This is a genomic window from Bradyrhizobium sp. (assembly GCF_035935975.1).
GTDB lineage: Bacteria > Pseudomonadota > Alphaproteobacteria > Rhizobiales > Xanthobacteraceae > Bradyrhizobium.
This window is the reverse complement of the sequence record NZ_DASYWN010000012.1, coordinates 37,072-61,612: the sequence shown is the minus strand read 5'-3', so window position 1 is coordinate 61,612 and position 24,541 is coordinate 37,072. Positions and strand designations below refer to the sequence as shown.

The following is a 24,541-nucleotide window of genomic DNA, read 5'->3' as shown; positions in this document are numbered from 1 at the left end:
AGCGCAGCGTAATCCGGGGTCGTGCCCCACGCCAGAGCGGCCCCGGATTACGCTTCGCTCCATCCGGGCTACGCCCCAAACCGACAGCACCGGAAACAATCAGGCCGCCCGAAGGCGGCCTGATCTTTCTTGCAAACTTGATCTGACTCAGATCGTCGGATTCCACGCCGACGGGATCAGGCGGTATTTCGCGCCGTCCTTCTCGACATGGCCGACCGAGGGGAAGGTGAAGTGGAAGCCGATCACGGTGGCCTTCTCGGCGGTTGCCATGTCGTAGAACTTGTGGCGCGTCTCCTGCGCCATCGCGGCATCGTTGTCGAACGCCACGTGCCAGTCCGGATTGCGCAGGAAGAACTCCGGAATGTTGGTGACGTCGGACTGGATCAGGACCTTCTTGTCGCCCGAGGCGACCGCGAACGAGGTGTGACCCGGCGTATGGCCCGGCGTCGCGATCGAGGTGATGCCCGGCGCGACCTCCTTGCCCCACTCGTACTTCGTCACCTTGGACTCGAGGCCCGCGAAGGTCTTCTTCACGTTGGCGAAGTAGTTCTTCATCATCGCGTTGGACTCGGCCTTGGCTGCATTGTCCTCGCTGGCCCAGAATTCCCAGTCCTTGACCGGCACCATGATCTCGGCGTTCGGGAAAGCGAGCGCGCCGTCGGCGAGACGGATGCCGTTGGTGTGATCGGGATGCAGATGCGAGAGCAGCACGACGTCGATGCTCTTGGGGTCAACGCCGGCGGCCTGAAGGTTCTGCAGGGTGCGGCCGACCGCGCCCTTGCTGGGCTCGAGATTGGCGACGCCGTTGCCGGCGTCGATCAGCACCAGCTTCGAGCCGGTGTTGATGAGCTGCGGGTTGAACGGCACGGTGACCATGCCCTTGGGCATGTAGGCGGCCTCGCCGGCGGCGAGCGCCTCATCCTTCGACAGGTTGGTGACGAACTTGTCCGGCATCGGGAAGGTGCGCGCACCGTCGTTGATCGAGGTGCATTCGAAGCTGCCGACCTTGTAGCGGTAGAAGCCCGGCGCCTGCGTGCCGGCTTGCGGCACTGCGGCATTGCTGGCGGTCGGCCGGAGCCCGGTGACGGCAGCCGCACCGATGGCGGCCGCGCCTGCGAGCAGATGACGGCGATTGAGATCGGTCATGGAGAGGTCCCCTTCTGAGCCATGCGGTTTTCCGCTTTCAATGGCGGCGGAATAATCCCCCGCTTCGCTCAGAAGGCAAGACCTTCTTTCGGTGACGTGCCGTCGCGGATCACGACAATTTATTCCGGGCGATGGGGAATTTTTCGCCGGTGGCCTGTTCACGCCAGTATCGCTTCGGTGCGTAGCCGTAGATTCGTTTGAAGGCATGTCCAAAGGCGCTCTCCGACGAATATCCCAGCTGCGCGGCGGTTGCCGAAACGGTCGCTCCACGTCGCAGCTGATCGCGTGCAAGCCGCATTCGCCATCGAAGGAGGTAGTCGAGCGGCGTCAACCCCACCAGCGACTTGAACCGCTTCGAAAACACGGATCGCGACATGGCGATCGCCCCGGCCAATGCGTCCAGGGTCCAAGGGTGAGCGGCGTCTTCGTGCATCAGCCTGATTGCCTTGCCGATCCTGGCATCGACCAGCGCATTGATCCAACCCAAACCCTCGCCGGCACGCTGATCCAGCGCGGCACGGAGCACCTGGACGAGCAGGACATCGGCGAGCCTGTCGGTGAGCACGGCCGCTCCGATTTCCGTCCCCCTGATTTCAAGGTCGAGAATCTGGAGCGTGGAATGAATGACGGGTGCTGACGAACTACGTGATGGTATGAGCAGAAAACGCGGCAGCGCATCGAGCAGCAATTCGGCGTCTGACGCTTCGAAACCGAAACTGCCGGCAAGCAGAACGGTATCGCTGCCTGCGTGACGCGCGACATCGGACCGGGTCCAATCGAACGCCGCCGTACCATCTTCCGGGACGAGGCGTTCGTCGTTGGCCAGAACATAGGCTGGTGCGTTGGCCAGAAGAAAGCAGTCACCGGTGGCAAGCCGATGCTGGGCTCCGTCGCCAAAATCGATCCAGCAATCGCCCCGGATCACCGCACCGAACTTCAGGGCTGGTTTCGCCGGAAATCGGTACGACCAATTGCCGCCCGCCTCGAACCTCGTGCAACGCGCAGCGCGAACGTCCAGGAGTGAGAAGACTTGAGACAGAGGGTCCAAGGTCTTGCGCAAGTGCAAGTGCTTTCCAGAGAGTTTGTCCAAGGCTTGATCCGATCTCGACGATTTTCGAGCGCATCGAGCATAGATCATCCTCGCTTCCGATGCGAAGTTCATCTCGCAACGAGCTGGACGGAACACCCATGACAGGCATCGCAGGCAAGGTCATCGCCATCACGGGCGCCAGCAGCGGAATTGGCGAAGCAACCGCCCGGCATCTCGCAGAACGTGGCGCCATCGTGATCCTCGGCGCCCGGCGTATCGACAGGCTGGAGATGCTGGCCGCGAGCATCGCGTCAAAGGGTGGAAAGGCATCGTATCTCGTCACCGACGTCAGGCAACGCGAGGATGTCGCCAGGCTCGTCGGACTCGCAACGGACAGATACGGGAAGCTGGACGTCATGATCAACAACGCCGGGATTGCCCCGATTTCCCGTCTGGACGATCTGAGGGTCGACGACTGGGACAACATGATCGACGTGAACGTGAAGGGCGTGCTCTACGGAATCGCCGCAGCCCTGCCCGTCTTCCGTCGTCAGGGCTTCGGACACTTCGTCAACACCCTGTCGACTGCCGGCCTCAAGATCGTTCCGACGATGGCCGTCTATGCGGGATCCAAGAATGCCGTCAGGGCGATTTCCGAAGGGCTTCGTCAGGAGGCCGGCCCGTCGCTTCGGGTGACGACCATCTCACCAGGTTATGTCGATACCGAACTGCCGTCCTCCATGACGGATTCCGCGCTACGGGAGCAAGGACAGGCAAGCATGAAGGCGCTGGCCATTCCGGGGCGCGCCATCGCGGAAGCGATGGCCTTCGCGATAGCGCAGCCGGATAATGTGGATGTCGGCGAGATCGTTATCCGTCCCACCGCTCAGGCCTGAATTCGATCAGGCCTGGACACCGTCGCACGTCACGACGCCTTACTCGGATTGATGAGGAATTTCTCGCCGGTGGCGCGTTTGGCGTAGACCGCGATGTTGGCGGGATCGAGCGCCTCGGGCAGCGACACCACCTTGGTGTAGTGGCTGGCGAAGGTGGTCTTCAGTTCGTTCACGACGCGCTGGCGCAGCCGTCCGATATCGGCCGGACCGATCTTCTGGAGGAACGGGGTCAGCAGCCAGCCGCCGACGCCCCAGGCCATGCCGAAGCCGCGCGGCAGCTCGATCGGACGGATGTCGAGCGCGCCGTAGACATAGACCTGCTTGTGCACGCTGGAGCCGTAGCGGCTGTATTCCTTGGCGGTCTTGTTGATCGCGATTTCCATGCAGTTGAGGATGTCGCCGGCGAGCTTGCCGCCGCCGATGGCATCGAAGGCGATCGTGGCGCCGGTCTCGACCAGCGCATTGGTGAGATCGTCCAGGAAAGTCGGCTTGCTGGAATCGACGACGTGTTTGGCGCCGATTTTCTTCAGGATGTCCGCCTGCTCCTGGCTGCGCACGATGTTCACCAGCGCGATGCCGTCGGCGAGGCAGATCTTGTTCAGCATCTGGCCGAGATTGGAGGCAGCCGCGGTGTGCACCAGGGCCTTGTGGCCTTCGCGCCGCATCGTCTCGGTCATGCCGAGCGCGGTGAGCGGGTTGACGAACCAGGACGCGCCCTCCGCCGCCGTCGTGCCCGCGGGCAACGGCTGGCAGTCCCTTGCCTTCAGGGTCCGGTATTGCGCGTACATGGCGCCGCCAATCATCGCGACCGTCTTGCCCATCAGCGCCTTCGCAGCGTCCGACGAGCCGGTCTTGATGACGACGCCGGCGCCTTCATTGCCGACCGGCAGGGACTGGTCGAGCCGCGCCCCCATCGCGCGCATCGCGCCGTCAGGCACCTTCGCGGTGATGACGGGCGCCTCTTTCGTGCCGGACGCCTTGGCCGTGCTCATGTCGGCGGCGCCGACGAGCAGGCCGAGGTCGGACGGGTTGATCGGCGCCGCTTCGACGCGGACGACGACCTCGTCGTCCGCAGGCTCGGGGGTCGGCACGTCCAGAAGCGAGATCTCGAGCTCACCGCTCTTCTTGATCAGCGAACGCAGTTGCAGTCCGGTCTTGCCGTCGCTCATGTCGATCCTCCCCTGTTTGTTGAAACGCTGGCTTATGCCAGCGCCTTCAGTGCCGCCTTGCCGCCATAGAGCGCCTGCTTGCCGAGCTGCTGCTCGATGCGGAGGAGCTGGTTGTATTTGGCGGTGCGATCGGAACGCGCAAGGGAGCCGGTCTTGATCTGCCCGCAATTGGTGGCGACCGCGAGATCGGCGATGGTGGAATCCTCGGTCTCGCCCGAGCGGTGCGACATGACAGAGGTGTAGCCCGACTTGTGCGCCATCTCGACGGCAGCCAGCGTCTCGGTCAGCGTGCCGATCTGGTTGACCTTGATCAGGATCGAGTTGGCGCGGCCGGCCTTGATGCCCTCGGCGAGGCGCTTGACGTTGGTGACGAACAGGTCGTCGCCGACGAGCTGGCACTTCTTGCCGATGAGGTCGGTGAGCTCCTTCCAGCCGTCCATGTCGTCTTCCGACATGCCGTCCTCGATGGTGACGATCGGATAGCGGCCGACGAGGTCCGCCAGGTACTTGGCCTGCTCGGAGATCGAGCGGGTCTTGCCCTCGCCTTCATAGACGTACTTGCCGTCCTTGAAGAACTCGGTCGAGGCGCAGTCGAGGCCGATCACGATGTCGGTGCCAGCCTTGTAGCCGGCCTTGCCGATGGCGTTCATGACGAATTCGAGCGCGGCGTCGGCCGACGGCAGGTTCGGGGCGAAACCGCCCTCGTCGCCGACATTGGTGTTGTGGCCGGCCTTCTTCAGCTCCGACTTCAGCGTGTGGAACACTTCCGCGCCGTAGCGCAGGCCTTCGGCGAAGGAGGACGCGCCGACGGGCAGGATCATGAACTCCTGGAAGTCGATCGGGTTGTCGGCGTGCACGCCGCCATTGATGATGTTCATCATCGGCACCGGCAAGAGGCGCGCCGAGGTGCCGCCGACGTAACGATAGAGCGGCATGTCGAGCGAGTTCGCGGCCGCCTTCGCGCAGGCGAGCGACACGCCGAGAATGGCGTTGGCCCCTAACCGGCTCTTGTTCGGCGCGCCGTCAAGGTCGATCATGATCTGGTCGATCTGGGCCTGCTGCTCGACGTCGAGGCCGCTCAGCGCCTCGAAGATCTCGCCGTTGACGGCGCCGACCGCCTTGGTGACGCCCTTGCCGAGATAGCGGGCCTTGTCGCCGTCGCGCAGTTCCACCGCCTCATGGGCGCCGGTGGAGGCGCCGGACGGCACGGCGGCGCGGCCGAGCGCGCCATCTTCCAGCACGACGTCGACCTCGACGGTGGGGTTGCCACGGCTATCGAGAATTTCGCGGCCGATGATGTCGATGATGGCGGTCATGAGAGCCTCTTTTCAGGGAACAAAGGGGGCAGTTGGCGGTGCTTCTACCGCAATGCATCGAAGCGGAAAAGGCCGGGTGACGTTCCCCTCATGATTGGCTAAGAGGGCGCCACGGAGGCGGCCTGATGTCGAAAAAGCCCAGCAAATCGAACAACTCACCTGCATTGCAGCTCGGCCGCGCCGTGGAATGGCCGGATGCGCCCGAAAAGGCCAAGCTCGACCGGGTGCCCAATCCGCAAGCCGGCACCGACTATCTGGTCCGTTTCACCGTGCCGGAATTCACCTCGCTCTGCCCGGTCACGGGCCAGCCGGATTTCGCTCATCTGATGATCGACTATGCGCCCGGCCAATGGCTGCTGGAGTCGAAATCGCTGAAACTCTACATCGCGAGCTTCCGCAATCACGGCGCCTTCCACGAAGACTGCACCGTGATGATCGGCAAGCGCATCGCGAGCGAGATCAAGCCGAAATGGCTGCGCATCGGCGGCTACTGGTATCCGCGCGGCGGAATTCCGATCGACGTGTTCTGGCAGACCGGCCGTGTGCCGAAAGGCCTGTGGGTACCCGAGCAAGGCGTCGCGCCCTATCGCGGACGGGGCTAACTGGAGACGAATGACGATGACGTCGCTATCAGCAGCATTCCGCAACACTGCACTGGGTCTTCTGGGCGCCCTGTGGCTCACCGGCGCGTCCGAGGCTGCCGAAGTCCGGGTGATGATCTCGGGCGGTCTGACGGCGGCCTATCAGGCGCTGGTGCCGGAGTTCGAGAAGGCCACCGGCAACAAGGTCGTGACGGCCTACGGGCCGTCGATGGGCACCACCACCAATGCGATCCCGGTCCGGCTCAAGCGTGGCGAGCCGGCCGACGTCCTGATCATGGTGGGCTATGCCCTCACCGACCTCGCCGGCAAGGGCAAGGTCGTGGCCGGCAGCCAGGTCGACCTCACCAAGTCGCCGATCGGGGTTGCCGTGAAGTCGGGTGCGCTGAAGCCGGACATCAGCTCGGTGGAGGCAGTCAAGCGCGCGCTGCTGGCGGCGAAGACGATCGCCTATTCCGACAGCGCCAGCGGCGTCTACGTCTCGACCGAGATGTTCGACAAGCTCGGCATCGCCGACGTCATGAAGGACAAGGCACGCAAGATTCCGGCAACGCCGGTCGGCGAGATCGTCGCGCATGGCGAGGCCGAGCTCGGCTTTCAGCAGATCAGCGAGCTGAAGCCCGTCAAGGGCATCGACATCGTCGGGCCGCTGCCGAACGAACTGCAGAAAATCACGATCTTCTCGGCGGGGATTGCGACCGGCTCGAAGGAGCCCGAAGCCGGCCGGGCCCTGATCAAGTTCCTCGCCTCGCCCGCGGCCCGCGACACCATCATCGCCAGCGGCATGGAGCCGATTCCGGCTGACGGGGCGAAATAGCCCGGTCCCGTCCTACGGCACGACCAGGACCGGTACGCTTCCGTTCATGAGGACCTCGGATGTCTGGCTTCCCAAGAACAGCTTCCTGAGGCCTCGACGCCCATGAGAGGCCATGACGATCACATCGCAGCCTCTGGACTTTGCCGTTTCGACGATCGCAGTGGCCGGATGCGAATTCGGAACGTGCAGGAGTTCGACCGAGATCCCGCTCCGCTCGGCCATGGTCCGAGCTTCATGGAGCACCCTGCCTGCCCGCTCCCTGCAGGCCGCATCAAAACTATCAACCTCTGCCTGCGAAGGAATCCATCCGGAGTCGTGTCCGCCGCCATAATCGATCGGCAGCGGTTCAGTCACGGTGACGATGGTCGCTTTGGCGTTCAAGGCTTTTGCCAGAGCAATTCCATGCTCGACGCCTCTACTTGCGACATCCGAACCATCGGTGCTCATAAGAATATTGGCGTACATTCGGTGGCTCCTTGCTGCTGCGCCCGTAAGCCCTCGCAAGTGATGCCTGCGAATATGATCCGATCTTCGCGCCCGGTCTATTCGCTTTTGTCTCAATCTCGAGATCTCGGCTCGTGGCTCCAGGCTCCTGGCGCAGCGACGCGATCATCGCGGGCGGCATGGAGCCGATTCCGGCTGGCGGGGCGAATTAATACGCGCTGAGCAGATCGACCTTCGCGTTCGCGGCGACCAGCCGCCGCGCCAGGATGGCGGCGAGGTTGCGCATGATCTTCAGCGACGCGTCCGGGTGCAGACGCCGATAATCGGCAAAACTGTCGAGCGGCAGTTCGAGGCAGGTGACGGGCGTGTCGGCAATGACGTCGGCGCTGCGGCTTTTCTCCAGCATCGCCATCTCGCCGAATTCCATGCCGGGGCCGAGCGAGGCCAGCCGCACGCCGCTGCGCAGCTTCACGCTGACCATGCCGCTCTGGAGGAAGAACAGCGAATTGGCGGGCTCGCCGGCCGCGATGATGCGCTGGCCGGCCGCATAGTGACGCGTGGTGGACAGTTCGACGATCGCAGCGATCTCGTCCGCGTCGAGCTCGGCCAGCAGCGCCTGATCGCCGAGATGCGCGCTCTCCTTCACGTCGGTGAAGCCGCCGGAACGGTAGATCACCTGATCCTCGGCCCATTCGATGGCATCATCAAGCAGGGCGAAGCGGCGCAACCGGCGCGGCTCGCCCGTGCGCGCGGCGATCGCCGACCACACCGCGGACGTCTCCTCGAGGCCTGACAGGATCGTGGTGACGCCGGTATTGCCGAGCGCGGTCAGCGTCTCACCGAGCAGCTCCGCGCCGGCCGCGGTGATGTCGGGAACGCGACGGAAGTCGATGACGAGCAGCGGCGCGTTCGGCGGCTCGCTGGCGAGCCGTCGCGTCAGATAGTCGATGGTGCCGAAATTCATCGCGCCGACCAGTTCGAGCACCCGGATGTCGCTGTGGCGCTCGTCGAGGATCTGCTGCTCGTGCGGCTGGCGGCTGCGGCGCGAGGAGATGCCGTAGATGTCGTAATCCGCCATGATGCTGGTGCGGACGTCGGCATTGCGGTTGAGCATGTGCAGGTCGAACCGCGCCGACAGCGCCTCGCAAACCTTCAAGCCGCGCGCGCTGTTGAAATGGTTGTCGAGCAGCGGCGAGAAGGTTCCGAGCCCGAGCTGCGACGGCAGCGCCGCGACGATGCCGCCGCCGACGCCGCTCTTGGCGGGAATGCCGACGCGGTAGGTCCACTCGCCGGCATAGTCGTACATGCCCGAGCTCGTCATCACCGACAGCGTGCGCGCGACGATGTGCGGCGTGATCACCTGCACGCCCGTCACCGGATTGACGCCGCGATTGGCGAGCGTCGCCGCCATCACCGCAAGATCGCGCGCGGTGACCAGGATCGCACATTGGCGGAAATAGACATCGAGCACGGCATCGACGTCGTCGGGCAGCACCGCGTAATTCCTCAGCAGCCAGGCGATGGCCCGGTTGCGGTTGCCGGTCGCCGTCTCCGAGGCATGCACGGCCTCGTCGACGCCGAGTTCGCGGCCGGCGAACTGGCTGAGTTTTGCGCGGACGCGCTCGAACGCCCCCTTTCCGTCAACTTGGTAGATCAGGCCCGAGCAGGCGATCGCGCCGGCATTGACCATCGGGTTGAACGGCCGGTTGTCGTTGGTGAGCCGGATCGAGTTGAAGGCCTCGCCGCTCGGCTCGACGCCGATCGTGGCCGCGACGCGCTCCTCGCCGACCATCTCCAGCGCCAGCGCGAAGACGAAGGCCTTCGAGACCGACTGGATCGTGAACGGCACGGCGCTGTCGCCGACCTCGTAGACATGGCCGTCGATGGTGACGAGCGCGATGCCAAAATGGTCAGGGTTGGCGCGCGTGAGTTCGGGAATATAGTCGGCCAGCTCGCCCGAACTGTCGGCGCGGAATTCCTCGTAGCAATCGGTCAGGAAACGGCGCAGCGGTGGCCTGGTGGGGTATCCGGTCGAGATCTTGCCGGCTGTGCTGGAACGGCTGGTCTGGGCGTCCACGATCTCACACCTCGATTTGCCCAAAATCGAAGCAATTCACGTGCCATGTATACCCGAGCCAGACGCGGCACGGTGACGCTCATGAATAGAGGCCACCGCAGCCTGACGCTGCGGCGGCCCGTCGATCAAATCGCACCGTTTGGCGTCACGCCACCGCGCGCACCTTGCTGATGAAGCCGTCCACCTCTGAGGTCAGCGACGTCGACTGGCTCGACAGATTGGCCGCCGCCTTCAGCACGCCGGACGCTGCGCGGCCGGTCTCATTCGCCGCCGACGACACGGTTGCGATGTTGCGCGTCACGGTCGAGGTGGCCTCGGCGGTGTGCTGCACGGTGCTGGCGATCTCGGCGGTCGCCTTGTTCTGCTCCTCGATCGCGGCGGCGATGACGCGGTTGATGCTCGAGACTTCCTCGATGGTCTTGACGATGCCGTCGATGGCCGAGACCGCCTTCTGCGTCGCACCCTGGATCTCGGTGATCTGGGCGCTGATCTCTTCGGTGGCCTTCGCAGTCTGCGAGGCCAGGTTCTTGACCTCGCTCGCCACGACCGCAAAACCCCTGCCGGATTCGCCGGCGCGCGCCGCTTCGATGGTCGCGTTCAAGGCCAAGAGGTTGGTCTGGCCGGCGATCGACGTGATGAGGCCGATGACCTCGCCGATGCGGTCGGCGCCGTCGGCGAGCGCACGCATGGTGCCGTCGGTCTCCTTGACGGTGACGACCGCATGCTCGGTGGCACGGCTCGCCTGCTCGACCTGGCGGTTGATCTCGCGGATCGAGGCGTTGAGCTCCTCGGCTGCGGCCGCCACGGTCTGCACGCCGCTGCCGACCTGGTCGGCAAGGGTCGAGGCCGAGCCGGCCTGGGTCTGGGCTTCGGCTGCCGTGCCCGACATCGAGCGCGCCGTCGTCTCCAGCTCGCCCGAGGCGCTCGACAGCGTCTGCACCATCTGGCCGATCCGGCTTTCGAACTGCCGCACCAGACCGGACATTTCGGATGCGCGCTGCTCCTTCGCGGCACGCTCGGCGGCCTGGTCGCCCGACAGGCGCTCGGCATTGATCATGGCGTCCTTGAACACCTGCAGAGCTGAGGCCATGCGGCCGATCTCGTCGTTGCGGTCGAGGCCCGGGACCTCGCCGGCGAAATCATGCGCGGCAAAGCGGGTCATGACGCCGGTAATCGCGGTGAGCGGCCGGGTGACGCGGTTGCGCATCAGGAACAGGCCGCCCACCGTCAAGGCGAGCGAGGCCGGCACGAGCAGGCCGAACAGGATCAGGCTGACACGGGCACGCGAGGCGCCGTCCTCGGCCCGCGAGATCATGTTGGCGAGCGCGGTCTGCGTGACGATGACGACGTTGTTGGCGCCGACGAGCTGGCGATCGCGGTACTCGAGACCGGGAACGCCGGCGGGCTCACCGGCCAGCAGCTTGGTCGCGATCGCATTGCGCTCGTCGCTGAGCGTGCCGGAGATTTCCGGCTCGGCGTTGCGGATCGCCTGCAGCAATTCGGGCGAGGCCACGTTCGGGCTGAGGTCGCGCACCACCAGCCAGGACTGCTGGATGCGGCCGCGCAGATCGGCGAAGGTGACGCCGTCGGCGGCGGTCCAGGTCTTGTTGGCGAGGATCGAGGAGAACTGGACGAGGATGGTCTGGCCGGCATTGGCGCGGGCCTGCCAGGAGGCCTGCTTGGTAATCAGGAGTCGATCGACCACGGGGTCGATCAGCGTCATCGCGCTGTCGACATGGGCGGTGACCTCGCCGATCGCGTCCATATAGGCGTCGCTGACCTTGGCCCAGCTCGGCGTCAGGCTGGCTTCACGCGCCGCCTTCTCCTGCTTCAGGGCCGTGACCGAACGCGGCCGCAGCTCTTCGAGTTGCGCCCAGATGCCACGGAGCTTGTCGAGCTTTTCGGCAAGACCGGGGGCCTCGGCGGCGGCGAGGCTCTGCAGGGCCTGCGCGTAGTTCTTCTGCACGGTGGTGCGCTGCTCGGCCAGGCTCTTCATGACGCTGTCGGGCGCAGGCGCAGCCGACGCCAGATAGCTCAGCGTGTCACCGCGCTCGAGGCGGAAGATCACCAGCGTGTTGGTCAGGTCGCGGCTGGCGATGGCCAGCGAGACGATGCGGTTGCTGTCCGAGTAGCGGGTCACCGCGAGCTTCAGCGCATAGGCCGAGATGACGACGAGGACGAGACCGAGAGACCCAACCACCGCACCGAGGATGCGGGCGACCGAACGCTGCTTTTGCATCGACTGATCCACAGATGTTGCCGCCCCCTCGGCGGTTTGCGGACAATCTACGGAGCGAACGGTGAGATTTGATTTAAGATTGAAGGGAGATGGCTACCATTTTATCCCGGAGAATTACGGAAGCCCGGTAACGCGATACTTCCGTCAGGCCCGTGCGTCCGCCGGTGCCCGCGACCTGAGCCAGCGCGCGCAGACGAGGCCCAGCGTCATCATGATCGCCGCGCTCGCGAGCAAGGTCGGCACCTTGCCGCCGTGCTGGATGCCAAGGCCATAGGCGATCGGGCCGACCGTCTGACCCATGAAGAAGAAAAACGAATGCAGCGACATCGCGGTTGCCCTCGCCCCGACCGACAGCTCGCTGGCGAACACCTGCAGGCAGCCATGGATCATGTAGAAGCCCCAGCCCATCGCCAGCATGCTGGCGAATTGCAGCTTCCAGCCCGGACCGGACGCGAGCGCACCGAGCTGCAGCGCCACGAGGCAGCCGCCGGCGATCATCATGCCCTTGACGCCGAGCCGCGGCAGCATGCGCGAGACCGTGAAGGTGTAGAGCAAGCCGCCGACCGCAAACCCCGCGATCACGATGCCCGCGATCGACAATGATTTCTCGCCGAGATCGAACAGGAACGCCGCGATGAAAGGAAACAGGCCGAACACGCAGCAGCCCTCGACGAAGACCGCCGAGTAGCAATAGCGCGTATTGGGATTGGCGAAGATGGTGCGATAGCCCTGCCGCAGGGTCTTCAAATCGGTCTTCGGCGGCGGCGTCAGCGCGGCCCCGCGAAAACCTGCCGCGACCGCGACGGCGGCAATCAGGCCAAGCGCGCCGAGGATCACGAGCACGCCGCGCCAGCCGATGAAATCGCCGATGATGCCGGAGGCGGATGCGCCGAGCAGGTTGCCGGTCATCGACCCCGCCATGGTGCGTCCGATCGCGATCTGCCGCTTCGCTGGCGCGACGAGGTCGGCCGTCAGGCCGAGCGCCACCGGGAACACGCCGCCGGAGGCGATGCCGGCCAGGATGCGGGTCGCAAACAACCCTGAAAACGTGGTCGCGAGTGCACCGAGAATGCAGGCGACGCCAAGCAGCGCCAGGCACAGCGTCATCAACCGCGCCTTGCCGAACAGATCGGCGGCCGCGCCGATCGCCGGCTGCACCAGCGCATAGATCAGGGCAAAGCCGGCCGCGATGCTGGCGGCCGCGGTGATGCTGATCGAAAAATCCTCGGCGACATGCGGCAGCACGGGATCGAGCGCCCGCGTCGACAAGGCCGCCGAAAAACCGGCAAGCGCGATGATGTTGATCGCGGGCGGAAACTTCTGGTCTTGGGGTGGCCTGGTCACAGGCTGGTGCATCAGCGCGCTGTACTCTTCGACGTAGTCTTGGTCACCGCGTCGAACGCCATCAGCGTGCGGATCAGCCCTTCGAACTCGCGCAGCGGCACCATGTTGGGTCCGTCGGATGGTGCACGATCCGGATCGGGATGGGTCTCGATGAAGACGCCGGCAACGCCGACCGCGACGGCCGCGCGCGCCAGCACCGGCACGAATTCGCGCTCGCCGCCTGAGGACGCGCCCTTCCCGCCCGGCTGCTGCACCGAATGGGTGGCATCGAAGATCACAGGCGCACCGGTCGTGCGCGCCATGATCGGCAGCGCCCGCATGTCGGAGACCAGCGTGTTGTAGCCGAAGGAGGCGCCGCGCTCGGTGACGAGCACGTTGGGATTGCTCGCGCTGGTGATCTTGGTCACGACATTGGTCATGTCCCAGGGCGCGAGGAATTGCCCCTTCTTGACGTTGACGACCTTGCCGGTTGCGGCGGCGGCCAGCAGCAGATCGGTCTGGCGGCACAGGAAGGCCGGGATCTGCAGCACGTCCACCGCCTGCGCCACCTCGGCGCATTGCGCGGCATCGTGCACGTCGGTCAGCACCGGCAGGCCGAGCGAGGACCGGATCTCGGCGAAGATCGGCAGCGACTGTGCGAGGCCAAGGCCACGCGCCGCGGAGGCGCTGGTGCGGTTGGCCTTGTCGAACGAGGTCTTGTAGACGAGGCCGACCTTGAGCCGCGCGGCGATCTCCTTCAGCGCGGAAGCGACCTCCAGCGCATGCTGGCGGCTTTCGAGCTGGCAGGGTCCTGCAATGATCGCAATCGGCAGATCATTGCCGAACTTGACCGTGCCGACAGTGACGACCGGCGCTGCTGATGTCGAAGAGCTCAAGGCAAATCCCTCGTTTCGCCGCGACCATAGCCGCCATCAGGGTCGGATCAACCCCATTCGCCCCGGGCCCCCCGAATATCAGGGTTGCACCGGGGTTCCCTGCGAGGCCCTTGCGCTGGCGGTGCCTTACTTGACCGACGAGAAGGCGGTCGGCGTCAGGAGCTGGCTGACGATGTTGCCGACGATCTGACCGTCCGCTTCGCTCTCGGCGCGCGCTTTCATCCAGTCCGGGTCGGTCATGAACTTGCCCCACTTCGCCTCGCGGTCGGCAAGCGACTCCCAGGCCAGGAAATAGGTCAGCTCCTGGTTGGATTCGCCGATCAGCGTGGTGAAGAAGCCGGCCTGCTTGATGCCGTGCTTTTCCCACAGCTTCAGCGTCACCGTCTCGAACCGCTTCAGCAGCGCCGGCAGGCGGCCGGGCACGCAGCGATAGATGCGCATCTCGTAGATCATGGTTGTTTTCCTCCCTGGACAGGTCCGGCGGTTATAGCGATCGGCCATGAGGCTGTCTTGAGCCTTGCCCGGCCGCCCCCTGTGGCGTTTCGCGCATGGCTCGACGGTCTCCGGCAACACGCCGCGTCCATTTCCCGCAATGCTGCCGCAATGATCGGGCCGCTAGAAAGGTCAAGTTGCGGTTCAGGTATCGGGATCATGCGGATTTTGCTCGTCGAGGATGAGGCGGAGATGGCCACGGCGCTGTCGTCGGCGCTGAGGCGCTACGACATGGTGGTGGATCACGCCCCCACGCTTGCCGATGCGGAGGAGGCCATTTCCGCCGACGTCCATGCCGCCGTGCTGCTCGACCGGCAGCTTCCCGACGGCGACGGCCTCGCCTTGATCCCAAAGCTTCGTGCGCGCGCCGACGGCGTGCCGATCATCGTCCTGACCGCGCGCGGCGAGCTCGCCGATCGCATCGCCGGGCTCGACAGCGGCGCCGATGATTATCTGGCCAAGCCGTTCGCGGTCGAGGAGTTGCTGGCAAGGCTGCGTGCGGTGCTGCGGCGGCCCGCCGGCATCTCCCCCGAAATCATCCGCGCCGGCCGCCTCGCCTTCGACGTCGGCCACCGCGAGGCCAGCATCGACGGCCAGCCGTTCGAGCTGCCGCGCCGCGAGCTGCTGGTGCTCGAAGCCCTGCTCCGCCGCATGGGCCGCACCGTGCTGCGCTCGGCGCTGGAAGAGGCGGTCTACAATTTCGACGACGAGATCCAGTCGAATGCGCTGGACACCCATATCTCGCGGCTGCGCCGCAAGCTTGCCGAGGCCGATGCCGGCGTCGAGATCCATGGCATTCGCGGCGTCGGCTATCTCCTGAAGAAGCTGACATGAGCAAGCACGACGATCCCTATTGCCTGCGCTCGCGCCTGAGCTGGCGCCTGCTCTCGCTCCAGGCCGCGATCCTGATCGCGCTGGTTGCGGTGGTTCTGGCCGGACTGTGCGCGTCCGGCTTCGTGCTCGCCGAGCGCGACGAGGATCGCGTCATCGACGTCGTGCAGCGCGCGCTCGCGCGCGACGCGCAAGGCGGCCTGACGCTGCGCCAGACAAGCGAGCTGAAGCAGTTGCGCGGCGAAACGCCCGATCTCTGGTTCCTGGTCCGCGACAAGCAGGGACATTCGCTCAGCGAAGGCACCGTGCCGGCCGAATTCGCCGCGATCGGCAACGGTCTCGACCAGATCAGCCAGGCGCGGCTCGGCTGGCAGATGTTCGAGGACGATCCGCGCAAGCCGGCCGCGCGGCTGAAGCGCGTCGACACCGAAGCCGGCAATGTCCAGATCATCACGGCGACGCAAGGACGGCTCACCGGCGCGAAGGCGCTGTTCATGACATCGCTCGCGTTCCTCGGCATCGCCCTGCCCGGCCTGCTCTTGATGGGAACGGCGACCTTCATCGCGACACCGATGATCGTGCAGCGCGCTTTCCGGGGGCTCGACACCACGGCGGACGAGGCGCGCCGCATCGACATCCATCAGCGCGGCGCGCGGCTCTCGGTGGAGCGGATTCCGCTGGAGGTCGTGCCGCTGGTGAGCGCGGTCAACGACGCGCTGGCGCGGCTCGATCAGGGCTATGCCCGCCACAAGCGCTTCGTCGCGGATGCCGCGCACGAGCTGCGCACGCCGATTGCGATCTTGAACACGCGACTGGAATCGCTTGCCGCAGGTCCGGACAAGACCCGTCTGCTGGAAGATGCCGCGCGGCTTGCCACGCTCGCCGAGCAATTGCTCGACATCCAGCGGCTCGACCGCTGCGGCCACCCCTTCACCAACGTCAATCTCGTCGCAGTTGCGCAGAGCGTCGCCGCCGACCTCGCGCCGCTGGCGATTGCCGCCGGCTACGAGCTGGCGCTCGATGCGCCGGAGACACCGATCGAGACGATCGGCGATGCGGCAGCGCTGGAGCGCGCCCTGACCAATCTCGTGCAGAACGCGATCCAGCACGGCCCCCGCCGCGGCACGATCGGCATTCGCGTCGGCAGACCCGCCAGCATCGAGGTCACCGATGAAGGCGCCGGCATCCCGGCCGATCAACGCGAACAGATCTTCGAGCCGTTCTATCGGCTGTCGCCACTCGATCGCGGCGCCGGCCTCGGCCTCAACATGGTGCGCGAGATCGTGCTGCTGCATGGCGGCCACGTCTCGGTCGCGGACGGGCCGGATGGCGGCGCCTGCTTCAGGATAACGCTGCCGCCGATGCGACAGAGTTGATTCAATCCGCATCCTCCTTTGATAGCGCAATGCTGTCGCAATGCGCCTCCGCAACACTGCATCCGTCTCGCCTCTGATCTTTCGAGGCGCAATCACGATGCCGGAGTGCACATGCCCAACGATTTTCTCTCGTTCTTCCTGTCCTGGATGTCGGCCCCGCGGCGGGTCGGCGCAATCGCGCCATCGGGCGCGGCGCTCGCCGATCTGATCACGCGCGAGATCAGCGCATCGACAGGCCCGATCCTCGAGCTCGGCCCCGGCACCGGCGCGTTCACCTACAAGCTGCTCAAGCGCGGCGTGCGCCAGGAAGACCTCACGCTGATCGAGTACGGCTCGGACTTCATGAAGCTGCTGCAGATGCGCTTCCCCGGCGCCCGCGTGCTGTGGATGGATGCGGCACGGCTGGCGGCGGAGCGCCTCTATGACGGTGCGCCCGTCGGCGCCGTGGTGAGCGGCCTGCCCCTGCTCAACATGTCGACGCGCAAGGTGATCTCGATTGTCGGCGGTGCCTTCAGCCACGTCCGCCCCGGCGGCGCGTTCTACCAGTTCACCTATGGGATGAGCTGCCCGATTCCGCGGCCGGTGCTCGACCGGCTCGGCCTGCGCGCAACACTGATCGATCGCGCGATGCTGAACATTCCGCCCGCCGCCGTCTACAAGCTGACCCGGCGGCCGCAGATGACGCTTGTCGCGGGCTCGCGGGCGCCTGGGGCTCCAGCGCCGATCGCTCGCGACGCAATGCATCGCGAGCACGACTTCACCGTGACGCCCTAGGGAATCAGACCAGCCGGCTCTGCACCATCGCCGCCTGGATGAAGGAGGCGAACAGCGGATGCGGTTCGAACGGCCGCGACTTCAGCTCGGGATGGAACTGGACGCCGATGAACCAGGGGTGATCCTCGTACTCGACGATTTCAGGCAGCACGCCGTCGGGCGAGAGCCCGGAGAATTTCAGGCCGTGCTGCTCCAACCGATCCTTGTAGGCCGTGTTGACCTCGTAGCGATGGCGGTGGCGCTCGGAAATCTCGGTCGCGCCGCCATAGACCTGCGAAACGCGGCTGCCGCGATTGAGCGCGGCAGGATAGGCCCCTAACCGCATCGTGCCGCCGAGATCGCCGGCCTGCGAGCGCTTCTCGAGCTCGTTGCCGCGCAGCCATTCCGTCATCAGGCCGACCAGGGGCTCCTTGGTCGGGCCGAACTCGGTGGAGTTGGCCTCCTCGATGCCGACGAGGTTTCGCGCAGCCTCGATCACCGCCATCTGCATGCCGAAGCAGATGCCGAAATACGGCACGTCGCGCTCGCGCGCGAACTGCGCCGCGCGGATCTTGCCCTCGGCGCCGCGCTGGCCGAAGCCGCCGGGCACGAGGATTCCGTTGACGTGCTCGAGGAACGGCGCCGGATCTTCCTTCTCGAAGATCTCGCTTTCGATCCAGTCGAGATTGACCTTCACCTTGTTGGCGATGCCGCCATGCGAGAGCGCCTCGATCAGCGACTTATACGCATCCTTCATGCCGGTATATTTGCCGACGATGGCAATGGTCACATTGCCTTCGGGATTGCGGATGCGTTCGTTGATCTGGTGCCAGCTCTTGAGCACCGGCGGGATGCGCGATTCGATGCCGAAGGCGGCAAGCACTTCGTCGTCGAGGCCTGCCGCGTGATAGGCTTCGGGCACGGCATAGATGCTGTCGGCGTCGCGCGCCTCGATCACGGCGCTCTCGCGCACGTTACAGAACAGGCCGAGCTTGCGCCGCTCTTCCTTTGGAATCTCGCGATCGGTGCGGCAGAGCAGAATGTCTGGCTGGATGCCGATCGAACGCAGCTCCTTCACCGAGTGTTGCGTCGGCTTCGTCTTCAATTCGCCGGCGCTCGGGATGTACGGCAGCAGCGTAAGGTGAATGTAAATGGCGTGATCGCGCGGCAGCTCGTTCTTGAGCTGACGGATCGCCTCGAAGAACGGCAGGCCCTCGATGTCGCCGACGGTGCCGCCAATCTCGACCAGCACGAAGTCGTAGTCGTCGTTGCCGGAGAGGACGAATTCCTTGATCGCATTGGTGACGTGCGGAACCACCTGGATGGTCGCGCCGAGATAATCGCCGCGGCGCTCCTTGGAGATGATATCCTGGTAGATGCGTCCCGTGGTGATGTTGTCCTGCTTGGTCGCAGGCCGCCCGGTGAAGCGCTCGTAGTGACCGAGATCGAGATCGGTCTCCGCGCCGTCATCGGTCACGAACACTTCGCCGTGCTGATACGGCGACATCGTTCCGGGATCGAGGTTGAGATAGGGGTCGAGCTTGCGGAGGCGGACCTTGTAGCCCCGGGCTTGCAACAGGGCACCCAGTGCCGCTGAAGCCAGACCCTTGCCGAGCGAAGAAACCACGCCGCCGGTGATGAATATGTACCGCGCCATGGGACTTAACCTCTAATCCCTCGAATTCGATTCGCCAAAGCGATTCGTATTCCGCCCCAAAGATTTTGCGGGCCTGTGGGTGAGCCAGAACTAAGAGTGGTGACAGTGCCTTGATGGGGATTGTTGATGCAGGACGGTAGAAGCCGCCCTGCATGGCCCCCCTGCTTTATTGCGAGCGAGGCACCTGCGGACCGGTCGGAGCCGGCGCCTGCTGCTGTTCGTCCGCCTTTTTCAGCGAATCCAGAATGCCGCCCGAGGTCGGGGGCGCGATCGGCGATCCGCCGGCCGGCTGGCCCTGCGAGGCCGGCGTGCCGATGATCGACGACGGCGCACGGTTGTAGCCGGCGTGCCAGGACAGGAACATGCTGGTGAGGAAGAAGCCCGCAGCCAAAATCGCGGTGGTTCGCGTCAAGAGGTTCGCCGTGCCGCGGCTCGACATGAAGCCCGCGCCGCCACCCATGCCGAGGCCGCCGCCTTCCGACTTCTGGAGCAGGACGGCGCCGATCATGACGGCGACGATCATGAGGTGGATGACGATGACAACGGTCTGCATAGTATCCTTCCGTCACAAGCGGGCGGCGCCTGACGGCGGCCGATCGCGCTTCGCGGGTTTTCCTGAAGTTGCGCGGTGTTACACGATCGGAGGGGGCATTGCCACCCCCGATCAGTGCAAGATCAAAGCTTTGGCTTAGCTAGGGGCAGCCCCTCGCGATCGCAAGGAAATCGGCCGCTTTCAGGCTGGCACCGCCGACCAGGGCGCCGTTGACGTTCTTCACCGCCATCAGCTCGGCCGCGTTCGAGGGCTTCACCGAGCCGCCGTAGAGGATTCGCATCTTGGCGCCATCCGCCTTGAACCGGGAGGTCAGGAGTTCCCGGATAAACCCATGAATTTGCTCGACATCCTGGGCCGTGGGGGTCAGCCCGGTACCGATCGCCCAGACCGGCTCGTAGGCGACGATCAGATTGGCGGCGGTGGAACCATCGGGCAGCGAGCCGTTGAGCTGGCCGCGCAGGATGTCCAGGGTTTGGCCGGCATCGCGCTGGCCTTGCGTCTCGCCGATGCAGACGATTGCGACCAATCCGGCCCGCCAGGCGGCTTCGGCCTTCTGCCGGACCAGGGCATCGCTCTCGCCGTGGTCGGCGCGGCGCTCGGAATGGCCGACGATGATCGCGGTCGCCCCCGCGTCCGCCAGCATTTCGGCGGCGATATCGCCGGTATGGGCGCCGGACGCCTTGGGGTGGCAATCCTGGGCCCCCACCGCGACCTTCTTGCCCCGCGCCTTGTCGGCGAAGGCTGCGACCAGGGTGACCGGCGGGCAGACCAGCAGGTCGGCCTTGGCGGCGACATCTGCCGCGCCATTGAGCATGGCGTCGAATTCGGCAGCCTGGGCCTTCAGGCCATTCATTTTCCAGTTGCCGGCGATCAGCGGTCGGATGGCGTCGGTCATGTCAATTTCCAGCAAAATGAGGTTTGTGCATGCGCTAGCAGAGCTATCGCGGCAGTTCCAGATTCTTGTTTTGACGCGTTTTCCTGACGCGAACGGGGTCCACTTCGGCGGAAAACGCTTTGGGGCTTTTAACCGCAGTCTGAGGCGGCCGCCTGACCTGAGGTTGCGGGGGGAAAGTCGCCACTTTATGATGGCATATCAATTTGGTGACGCGCTTCTGCGGAATCTGCATTAAGACGCGCTCCCGTTCCCCTCCTGCCAAACAAGTTGGACCAAATGCTTCGAGGAATGCGCAAGGCCTCATCAAACTGGGTCGGCAAGACCATCATGGCGATCGTGATGGGCGTGCTGATCATCAGCTTCGGCATTTGGGGCATCGCCGACATCTTCCGCGGCTTTGGACAGTCCACGGTCGCCAAGGTCGGCCGCACCGAGATTTCGCTGAACGAGTTCCGGCAGATCTACACCGACCGCCTGCAACAGATCAGCCGCCAGTTCGGCCGTCCGCTGACGCCGGACCAGGCGCGCGCCTTCGGCATCGACCGTCAGGTGCTCCAGCAGACGATCGCGGAAGCCGCCCTCGATGAAGAGGCGCGCCGGCTTGGGCTCGGCCAGTCCGACGAGCAGATCCGTCAGTTCATCATGAACGACCCCAACTTCAAGGGCGTCAGCGGCAGCTTCGATCCGAACCGCTTCCAGGCCGTGATCCGCAATTTCGGCTACACCGAGCAGCGCTACGTGTCCGAGCAGCGCAAGGTGTCGCTGCGCCGGCAGATCACCGGCACGATCGGCGCCGGCCTCGAGCCGCCGAAGACGATGATCGACGTGCTGACGCGCTTCCAGAACGAACAGCGTAGCATCGAGTTCGTCAGGCTCGACGCGGCCCAGGCAGGCACCATCGAAGCGCCCTCGCCCGAGGCGCTCGCCGCCTATTTCGAGGACCACAAGGTCCAGTTCCGCGCGCCCGAATATCGCAAGATCTCCTTCGTCGTGATCTCGCCGGAAGAGATCGGCAAATGGACCGAGGTCTCGGACGAGGACGCCAAGAAACTGTTCGAGCAGCGCAAGGACCGGCTCGGCACGCCCGAGAAGCGCCAGATCCAGCAGCTCGTGTTCCCCAACGCCACAGAGGCGCAGGCCGCGCGCGAGCGTCTCGTCGGCGGGATGTCATTCGAGGATCTCGGCAAGGAGCGCGGGCTCAGCGCCTCCGACGTCGACCTTGGGCTCGTGACCAAATCCTCGCTCGACGCCGCCGTCGGGGCAGCCGCCTTCGCGCTGCCCGCAGGCGAAATCAGCCAGCCGATCCAGGGTGCGCTTGGCACCTCGATCGTCAAGGTCGACAAGATCGAGCCGGGCAATGAGGCGAACTACGCCAGCCTTGCCAGCGACATCAAGCGCGAGATCGCCACCGAGCGCGCCCGCGTCAAGGTCGCCGATCTCCGCGACAAGATGGAAGACGAGCGCGGCGGCGGCTCCAGCGTGATCGACGCGGCGCAGAAGCTCGGCCTCACCGCCGTGACCATCGATGCCGTCGACCGCTCCGGCCGCGCGCCGAACGGCCAACCGGTCGCCAACATCCCGCAGGGCCTCGACGTGGTCTCGCAGGCGTTCAACACCGACGTCGGCGTCGACAACGACGCGATCTCGTTCAAGGGCGGCTATGTCTGGTACGACGTGCTCGCGATCACGCCCTCGCGCGACCGCAATCTCGACGAGGTCCGCGACCAGGTCGAAGCGCGCTGGCGCCAGGACCAGATCGCGACCAAGCTGAAGGCCAAGGCGACCGAAATCGTGCAGAAGCTCGAAGCGGGCGGCAAGCTCGCCGATGAAGCCGCTGCGATCGGTGCCAAGCTCGAGAGCGCGACCAGCTTCAAGCGCGACGATACACCGGCCAGCGTGCCGGCCGCCGTCGTGGCGGCAACCTTCCGCACAGCCAAGGACGGCGTCGGACAGACGCCGGTGACCGGTGGCACCGAGGTGATCGTCTTTCGCGTCACCGATATCGTCGATCCCCCGGTCGACGCCGCCTCCGACGCGGTCAAGAAGCTGAAGGAAGGCCTCGACCGGGCGCAGACCGACGAGCAGGTCGCCTCCTATGTCAACAAGCTTGAAACCGACATCGGGACCACCATTAATCAGGCCGCCTTCGCGCAAGTGACCGGCGCGAACCAGTGAGTTGAAAGCACGCGATGGACGACCTGAAATCGATCATTGGAAAAGTGGCGACCGGCGCCAGCCTGTCGCGTGAGGAAGCAGCTTCCGCCTTCGACGCCATGATGTCGGGCGAGGCCACGCCCTCGCAGATGGGCGGCCTGCTGATGGCGTTGCGGGTCCGCGGCGAGACCGTGGACGAGATCACCGGCGCCGTCTCGGCGATGCGCTCCAAGATGCTTACGGTCGACGCGCCCGCCGACGCCGTCGACATCGTCGGCACCGGCGGTGACGGCTCCGGCTCGGTCAATGTCTCGACCTGCGCCGCCTTCATCGTCTCGGGCACCGGCCTGCCGGTGGCCAAGCATGGCAACCGCGCGCTGTCGTCGCGCTCGGGCGCCGCCGACGTGCTGGCCTCGCTCGGCGTGAAGATCGACCTCAGGCCGGAGCAAGTCGGGCGCTGCGTGCGCGAATGCGGCATCGGCTTCATGTTCGCCCCCGCGCATCATCCCGCGATGAAGAACGTCGGCCCCACCCGGGTCGAGCTCGCGACGCGCACGATCTTCAATCTGCTCGGCCCCCTCTCCAACCCGGCCGGCGTGAAACGGCAGATGGTGGGCGTGTTCTCGCGGCAATGGGTGCAGCCGCTGGCGCAGGTGCTCAAGAACCTCGGCTCCGAATCCGCCTGGGTCGTGCACGGCTCCGATGGTCTCGACGAGATCACCCTCACCGGTCCAACGTTCGTCTCGGCGCTCCAGAATGGCGAGATCCGGAATTTCGAGGTGACGCCGGAAGACGCCGGTCTGCCGCGCTGCGAGCCCGGTGCGCTCAAGGGCGGCGACGCCGACGCCAATGCGATCGCGCTGCAAAGCGTGCTCAGCGGCAAGCCGAGCCCCTATCGCGACGTGGCCCTGATGAACGCGGCCGCCGCGCTGGTCGTGGCCGGACGCGCCAAAGACCTGAAAGAAGGCGTGGTGATCGGCGCGAAATCGCTCGACAGCGGCGCGGCGAACGCACGCCTGAAGCACCTGATCGCAGTCTCAAACGGCTGAGCCTGGCATGTCGGACATCCTGACCAAGATCGAAGCGTACAAGCGCGAGGAAATCGCCGCCGCCAAGCGCGCGCAGCCGCTCTCCCTCGTCGAGGCCAAGGCCAAGGCGCAAGGAGCCCCGCGCGGCTTCGTGCGCGCGATCAGGGCCAAGCACGCCAATGGCGATTACGCGCTGATCGCCGAGGTCAAGAAGGCCTCGCCGTCGAAGGGGCTGATCCGCGCCGATTTCGATCCGCCGGAGCTTGCCAGGGCCTACGAGGCCGGCGGCGCGGCCTGCCTCTCCGTGCTGACGGACACGCCCTCGTTCCAGGGCCATCTCGACTTCATGGTCGCCGCGCGCGCGGCCACGTCACTGCCGGTGCTGCGCAAGGATTTTCTGTTCGACACCTATCAGGTGGCGGAAGCACGCGCGCACGGCGCCGACTGCATCCTCATCATCATGGCCGCGCTCGACGACGCCACCGCGAAGGATCTCGAAGACGCCGCCATCGCCTACGGCATGGACGTGCTGATCGAGATCCATGACCGCGCCGAGCTCGACCGCGCGCTGAAGCTCCGCTCGCCGATGATCGGCGTCAACAACCGCAACCTGCGCACCTTCGAGACCACGCTCGCGACCAGCGAGGCGCTGGCGCCGCTGATCCCGTCGGAACGGCTGATGGTCGGCGAGAGCGGCATCTTCACGCCCGCAGATCTCGCCCGGCTCGAGCGCGTCGGCATGTCGACCTTCCTGGTCGGGGAAAGCCTGATGCGGCAGGCTGATGTGACCGCCGCCACACGCACGCTTCTCGCACGCGAAACCACGACGCGCGCGACCGGTACGCGCTGA

General features: G+C 65.5%; 22 protein-coding genes. 9 read left to right on the top strand and 13 right to left on the bottom strand.

What is annotated here, in order from left to right; all coding sequences use genetic code 11:
* Window positions 1-147: 147 nt before the first annotated feature.
* Entirely contained in the window at window positions 148-1,146 is a 999-nt protein-coding gene (locus VGR99_RS05465; protein WP_326897290.1) for an MBL fold metallo-hydrolase, read from the bottom strand.
* A gap of 109 nt (window positions 1,147-1,255) precedes the next feature.
* The gene (locus VGR99_RS05460) at window positions 1,256-2,206 is read right to left on the bottom strand and encodes an AraC family transcriptional regulator (RefSeq protein ID WP_414645087.1); all 951 of its coding nucleotides are present in this window, start codon (window positions 2,204-2,206) and stop codon (window positions 1,256-1,258) included.
* Window positions 2,207-2,334: 128 nt separating this feature from the next.
* Between VGR99_RS05460 and VGR99_RS05455 the strand changes: the two genes are divergently transcribed.
* Complete coding sequence (locus VGR99_RS05455) at window positions 2,335-3,072, top strand: SDR family oxidoreductase (RefSeq protein WP_326897288.1); 738 nt, start codon at window positions 2,335-2,337, stop codon at window positions 3,070-3,072.
* Between the two features lie 29 nt (window positions 3,073-3,101).
* On the opposite strand, the gene VGR99_RS05450 is transcribed toward VGR99_RS05455, so the two are convergent.
* Together VGR99_RS05450 and eno are read right to left on the bottom strand one after the other, a co-directional pair.
* Window positions 3,102-4,241: a zinc-binding dehydrogenase gene (locus VGR99_RS05450; RefSeq protein WP_326897287.1), complete on the bottom strand. Its 1,140-nt coding sequence runs from the start codon at window positions 4,239-4,241 to the stop codon at window positions 3,102-3,104.
* Between the two features lie 32 nt (window positions 4,242-4,273).
* Window positions 4,274-5,557 carry a phosphopyruvate hydratase gene (gene eno / locus VGR99_RS05445; RefSeq protein WP_326897286.1) on the bottom strand — a complete coding sequence of 428 codons (1,284 nt, stop codon included), beginning with the start codon at window positions 5,555-5,557 and terminating at the stop codon, window positions 4,274-4,276.
* 125 nt (window positions 5,558-5,682) lie between these two features.
* Here eno and queF point away from each other — a divergent pair, with 125 nt between their 5' ends.
* Both queF and VGR99_RS05435 read left to right on the top strand, forming a co-directional pair.
* The gene (queF, locus tag VGR99_RS05440) at window positions 5,683-6,159 is read left to right on the top strand and encodes a preQ(1) synthase (RefSeq protein ID WP_326897285.1); all 477 of its coding nucleotides are present in this window, start codon (window positions 5,683-5,685) and stop codon (window positions 6,157-6,159) included.
* A gap of 16 nt (window positions 6,160-6,175) precedes the next feature.
* The gene (locus VGR99_RS05435) at window positions 6,176-6,973 is read left to right on the top strand and encodes a substrate-binding domain-containing protein (RefSeq protein WP_326897284.1); all 798 of its coding nucleotides are present in this window, start codon (window positions 6,176-6,178) and stop codon (window positions 6,971-6,973) included.
* A 12-nt stretch (window positions 6,974-6,985) separates the two neighbouring features.
* On the opposite strand, the gene VGR99_RS05430 is transcribed toward VGR99_RS05435, so the two are convergent.
* From VGR99_RS05430 to VGR99_RS05405, 6 genes are all read right to left on the bottom strand, one after another.
* On the bottom strand, window positions 6,986-7,438 hold the full coding sequence (locus VGR99_RS05430; RefSeq protein WP_326897283.1) for a universal stress protein: 453 nt from the start codon (window positions 7,436-7,438) through the stop codon (window positions 6,986-6,988).
* 187 nt (window positions 7,439-7,625) lie between these two features.
* Entirely contained in the window at window positions 7,626-9,494 is a 1,869-nt protein-coding gene (gene glsA / locus VGR99_RS05425) for a glutaminase A (RefSeq protein WP_326897282.1), read from the bottom strand.
* Between the two features lie 145 nt (window positions 9,495-9,639).
* Complete coding sequence (locus tag VGR99_RS05420) at window positions 9,640-11,733, bottom strand: methyl-accepting chemotaxis protein (protein WP_326897281.1); 2,094 nt, start codon at window positions 11,731-11,733, stop codon at window positions 9,640-9,642.
* Between the two features lie 144 nt (window positions 11,734-11,877).
* Entirely contained in the window at window positions 11,878-13,089 is a 1,212-nt protein-coding gene (locus VGR99_RS05415; RefSeq protein WP_326897280.1) for an MFS transporter, read from the bottom strand.
* Complete coding sequence (gene kdsA / locus VGR99_RS05410) at window positions 13,089-13,952, bottom strand: 3-deoxy-8-phosphooctulonate synthase (RefSeq protein WP_326897279.1); 864 nt, start codon at window positions 13,950-13,952, stop codon at window positions 13,089-13,091. The genes VGR99_RS05415 and kdsA overlap by 1 nt, the downstream gene beginning before the upstream one ends.
* Before the next feature lie 126 nt (window positions 13,953-14,078).
* Window positions 14,079-14,405: an NIPSNAP family protein gene (locus tag VGR99_RS05405; protein ID WP_326897278.1), complete on the bottom strand. Its 327-nt coding sequence runs from the start codon at window positions 14,403-14,405 to the stop codon at window positions 14,079-14,081.
* Between the two features lie 198 nt (window positions 14,406-14,603).
* Here VGR99_RS05405 and VGR99_RS05400 point away from each other — a divergent pair, with 198 nt between their 5' ends.
* From VGR99_RS05400 to VGR99_RS05390, 3 genes are all read left to right on the top strand, one after another.
* Window positions 14,604-15,278 carry a response regulator transcription factor gene (locus VGR99_RS05400; RefSeq protein WP_326897277.1) on the top strand — a complete coding sequence of 225 codons (675 nt, stop codon included), beginning with the start codon at window positions 14,604-14,606 and terminating at the stop codon, window positions 15,276-15,278.
* Entirely contained in the window at window positions 15,275-16,651 is a 1,377-nt protein-coding gene (locus tag VGR99_RS05395) for a HAMP domain-containing sensor histidine kinase (protein WP_326897276.1), read from the top strand. Before VGR99_RS05400 ends, VGR99_RS05395 begins: the two co-directional genes overlap by 4 nt.
* 111 nt (window positions 16,652-16,762) lie before the next feature.
* Window positions 16,763-17,425 (top strand): class I SAM-dependent methyltransferase, encoded by a 663-nt coding sequence (locus VGR99_RS05390; protein ID WP_326897275.1) that lies wholly within the window; start codon window positions 16,763-16,765, stop codon window positions 17,423-17,425.
* Between the two features lie 4 nt (window positions 17,426-17,429).
* On the opposite strand, the gene VGR99_RS05385 is transcribed toward VGR99_RS05390, so the two are convergent.
* The 3 genes from VGR99_RS05385 to tpiA all read right to left on the bottom strand — a co-directional run bounded on the left by VGR99_RS05385 (window position 17,430) and on the right by tpiA (window position 20,509).
* Complete coding sequence (locus VGR99_RS05385) at window positions 17,430-19,061, bottom strand: CTP synthase (RefSeq protein ID WP_326897274.1); 1,632 nt, start codon at window positions 19,059-19,061, stop codon at window positions 17,430-17,432.
* Between the two features lie 166 nt (window positions 19,062-19,227).
* Window positions 19,228-19,614: a preprotein translocase subunit SecG gene (gene secG, locus VGR99_RS05380; protein WP_326897273.1), complete on the bottom strand. Its 387-nt coding sequence runs from the start codon at window positions 19,612-19,614 to the stop codon at window positions 19,228-19,230.
* 139 nt (window positions 19,615-19,753) lie between these two features.
* Window positions 19,754-20,509, bottom strand: a complete 756-nt coding sequence (gene tpiA / locus VGR99_RS05375; protein WP_326897272.1) for a triose-phosphate isomerase — start codon at window positions 20,507-20,509, stop codon at window positions 19,754-19,756.
* 276 nt (window positions 20,510-20,785) lie between these two features.
* On the opposite strand from tpiA, the gene VGR99_RS05370 reads away from it, so the two are divergent.
* From VGR99_RS05370 to trpC, 3 genes are read left to right on the top strand one after another with little or no spacing between them, the layout of a single operon-like run.
* The gene (locus VGR99_RS05370) at window positions 20,786-22,684 is read left to right on the top strand and encodes a SurA N-terminal domain-containing protein (RefSeq protein ID WP_326897271.1); all 1,899 of its coding nucleotides are present in this window, start codon (window positions 20,786-20,788) and stop codon (window positions 22,682-22,684) included.
* A 14-nt stretch (window positions 22,685-22,698) separates the two neighbouring features.
* On the top strand, window positions 22,699-23,712 hold the full coding sequence (gene trpD, locus VGR99_RS05365; RefSeq protein WP_326897270.1) for an anthranilate phosphoribosyltransferase: 1,014 nt from the start codon (window positions 22,699-22,701) through the stop codon (window positions 23,710-23,712).
* Between the two features lie 7 nt (window positions 23,713-23,719).
* Window positions 23,720-24,541 carry an indole-3-glycerol phosphate synthase TrpC gene (gene trpC / locus VGR99_RS05360; RefSeq protein WP_326897269.1) on the top strand — a complete coding sequence of 274 codons (822 nt, stop codon included), beginning with the start codon at window positions 23,720-23,722 and terminating at the stop codon, window positions 24,539-24,541.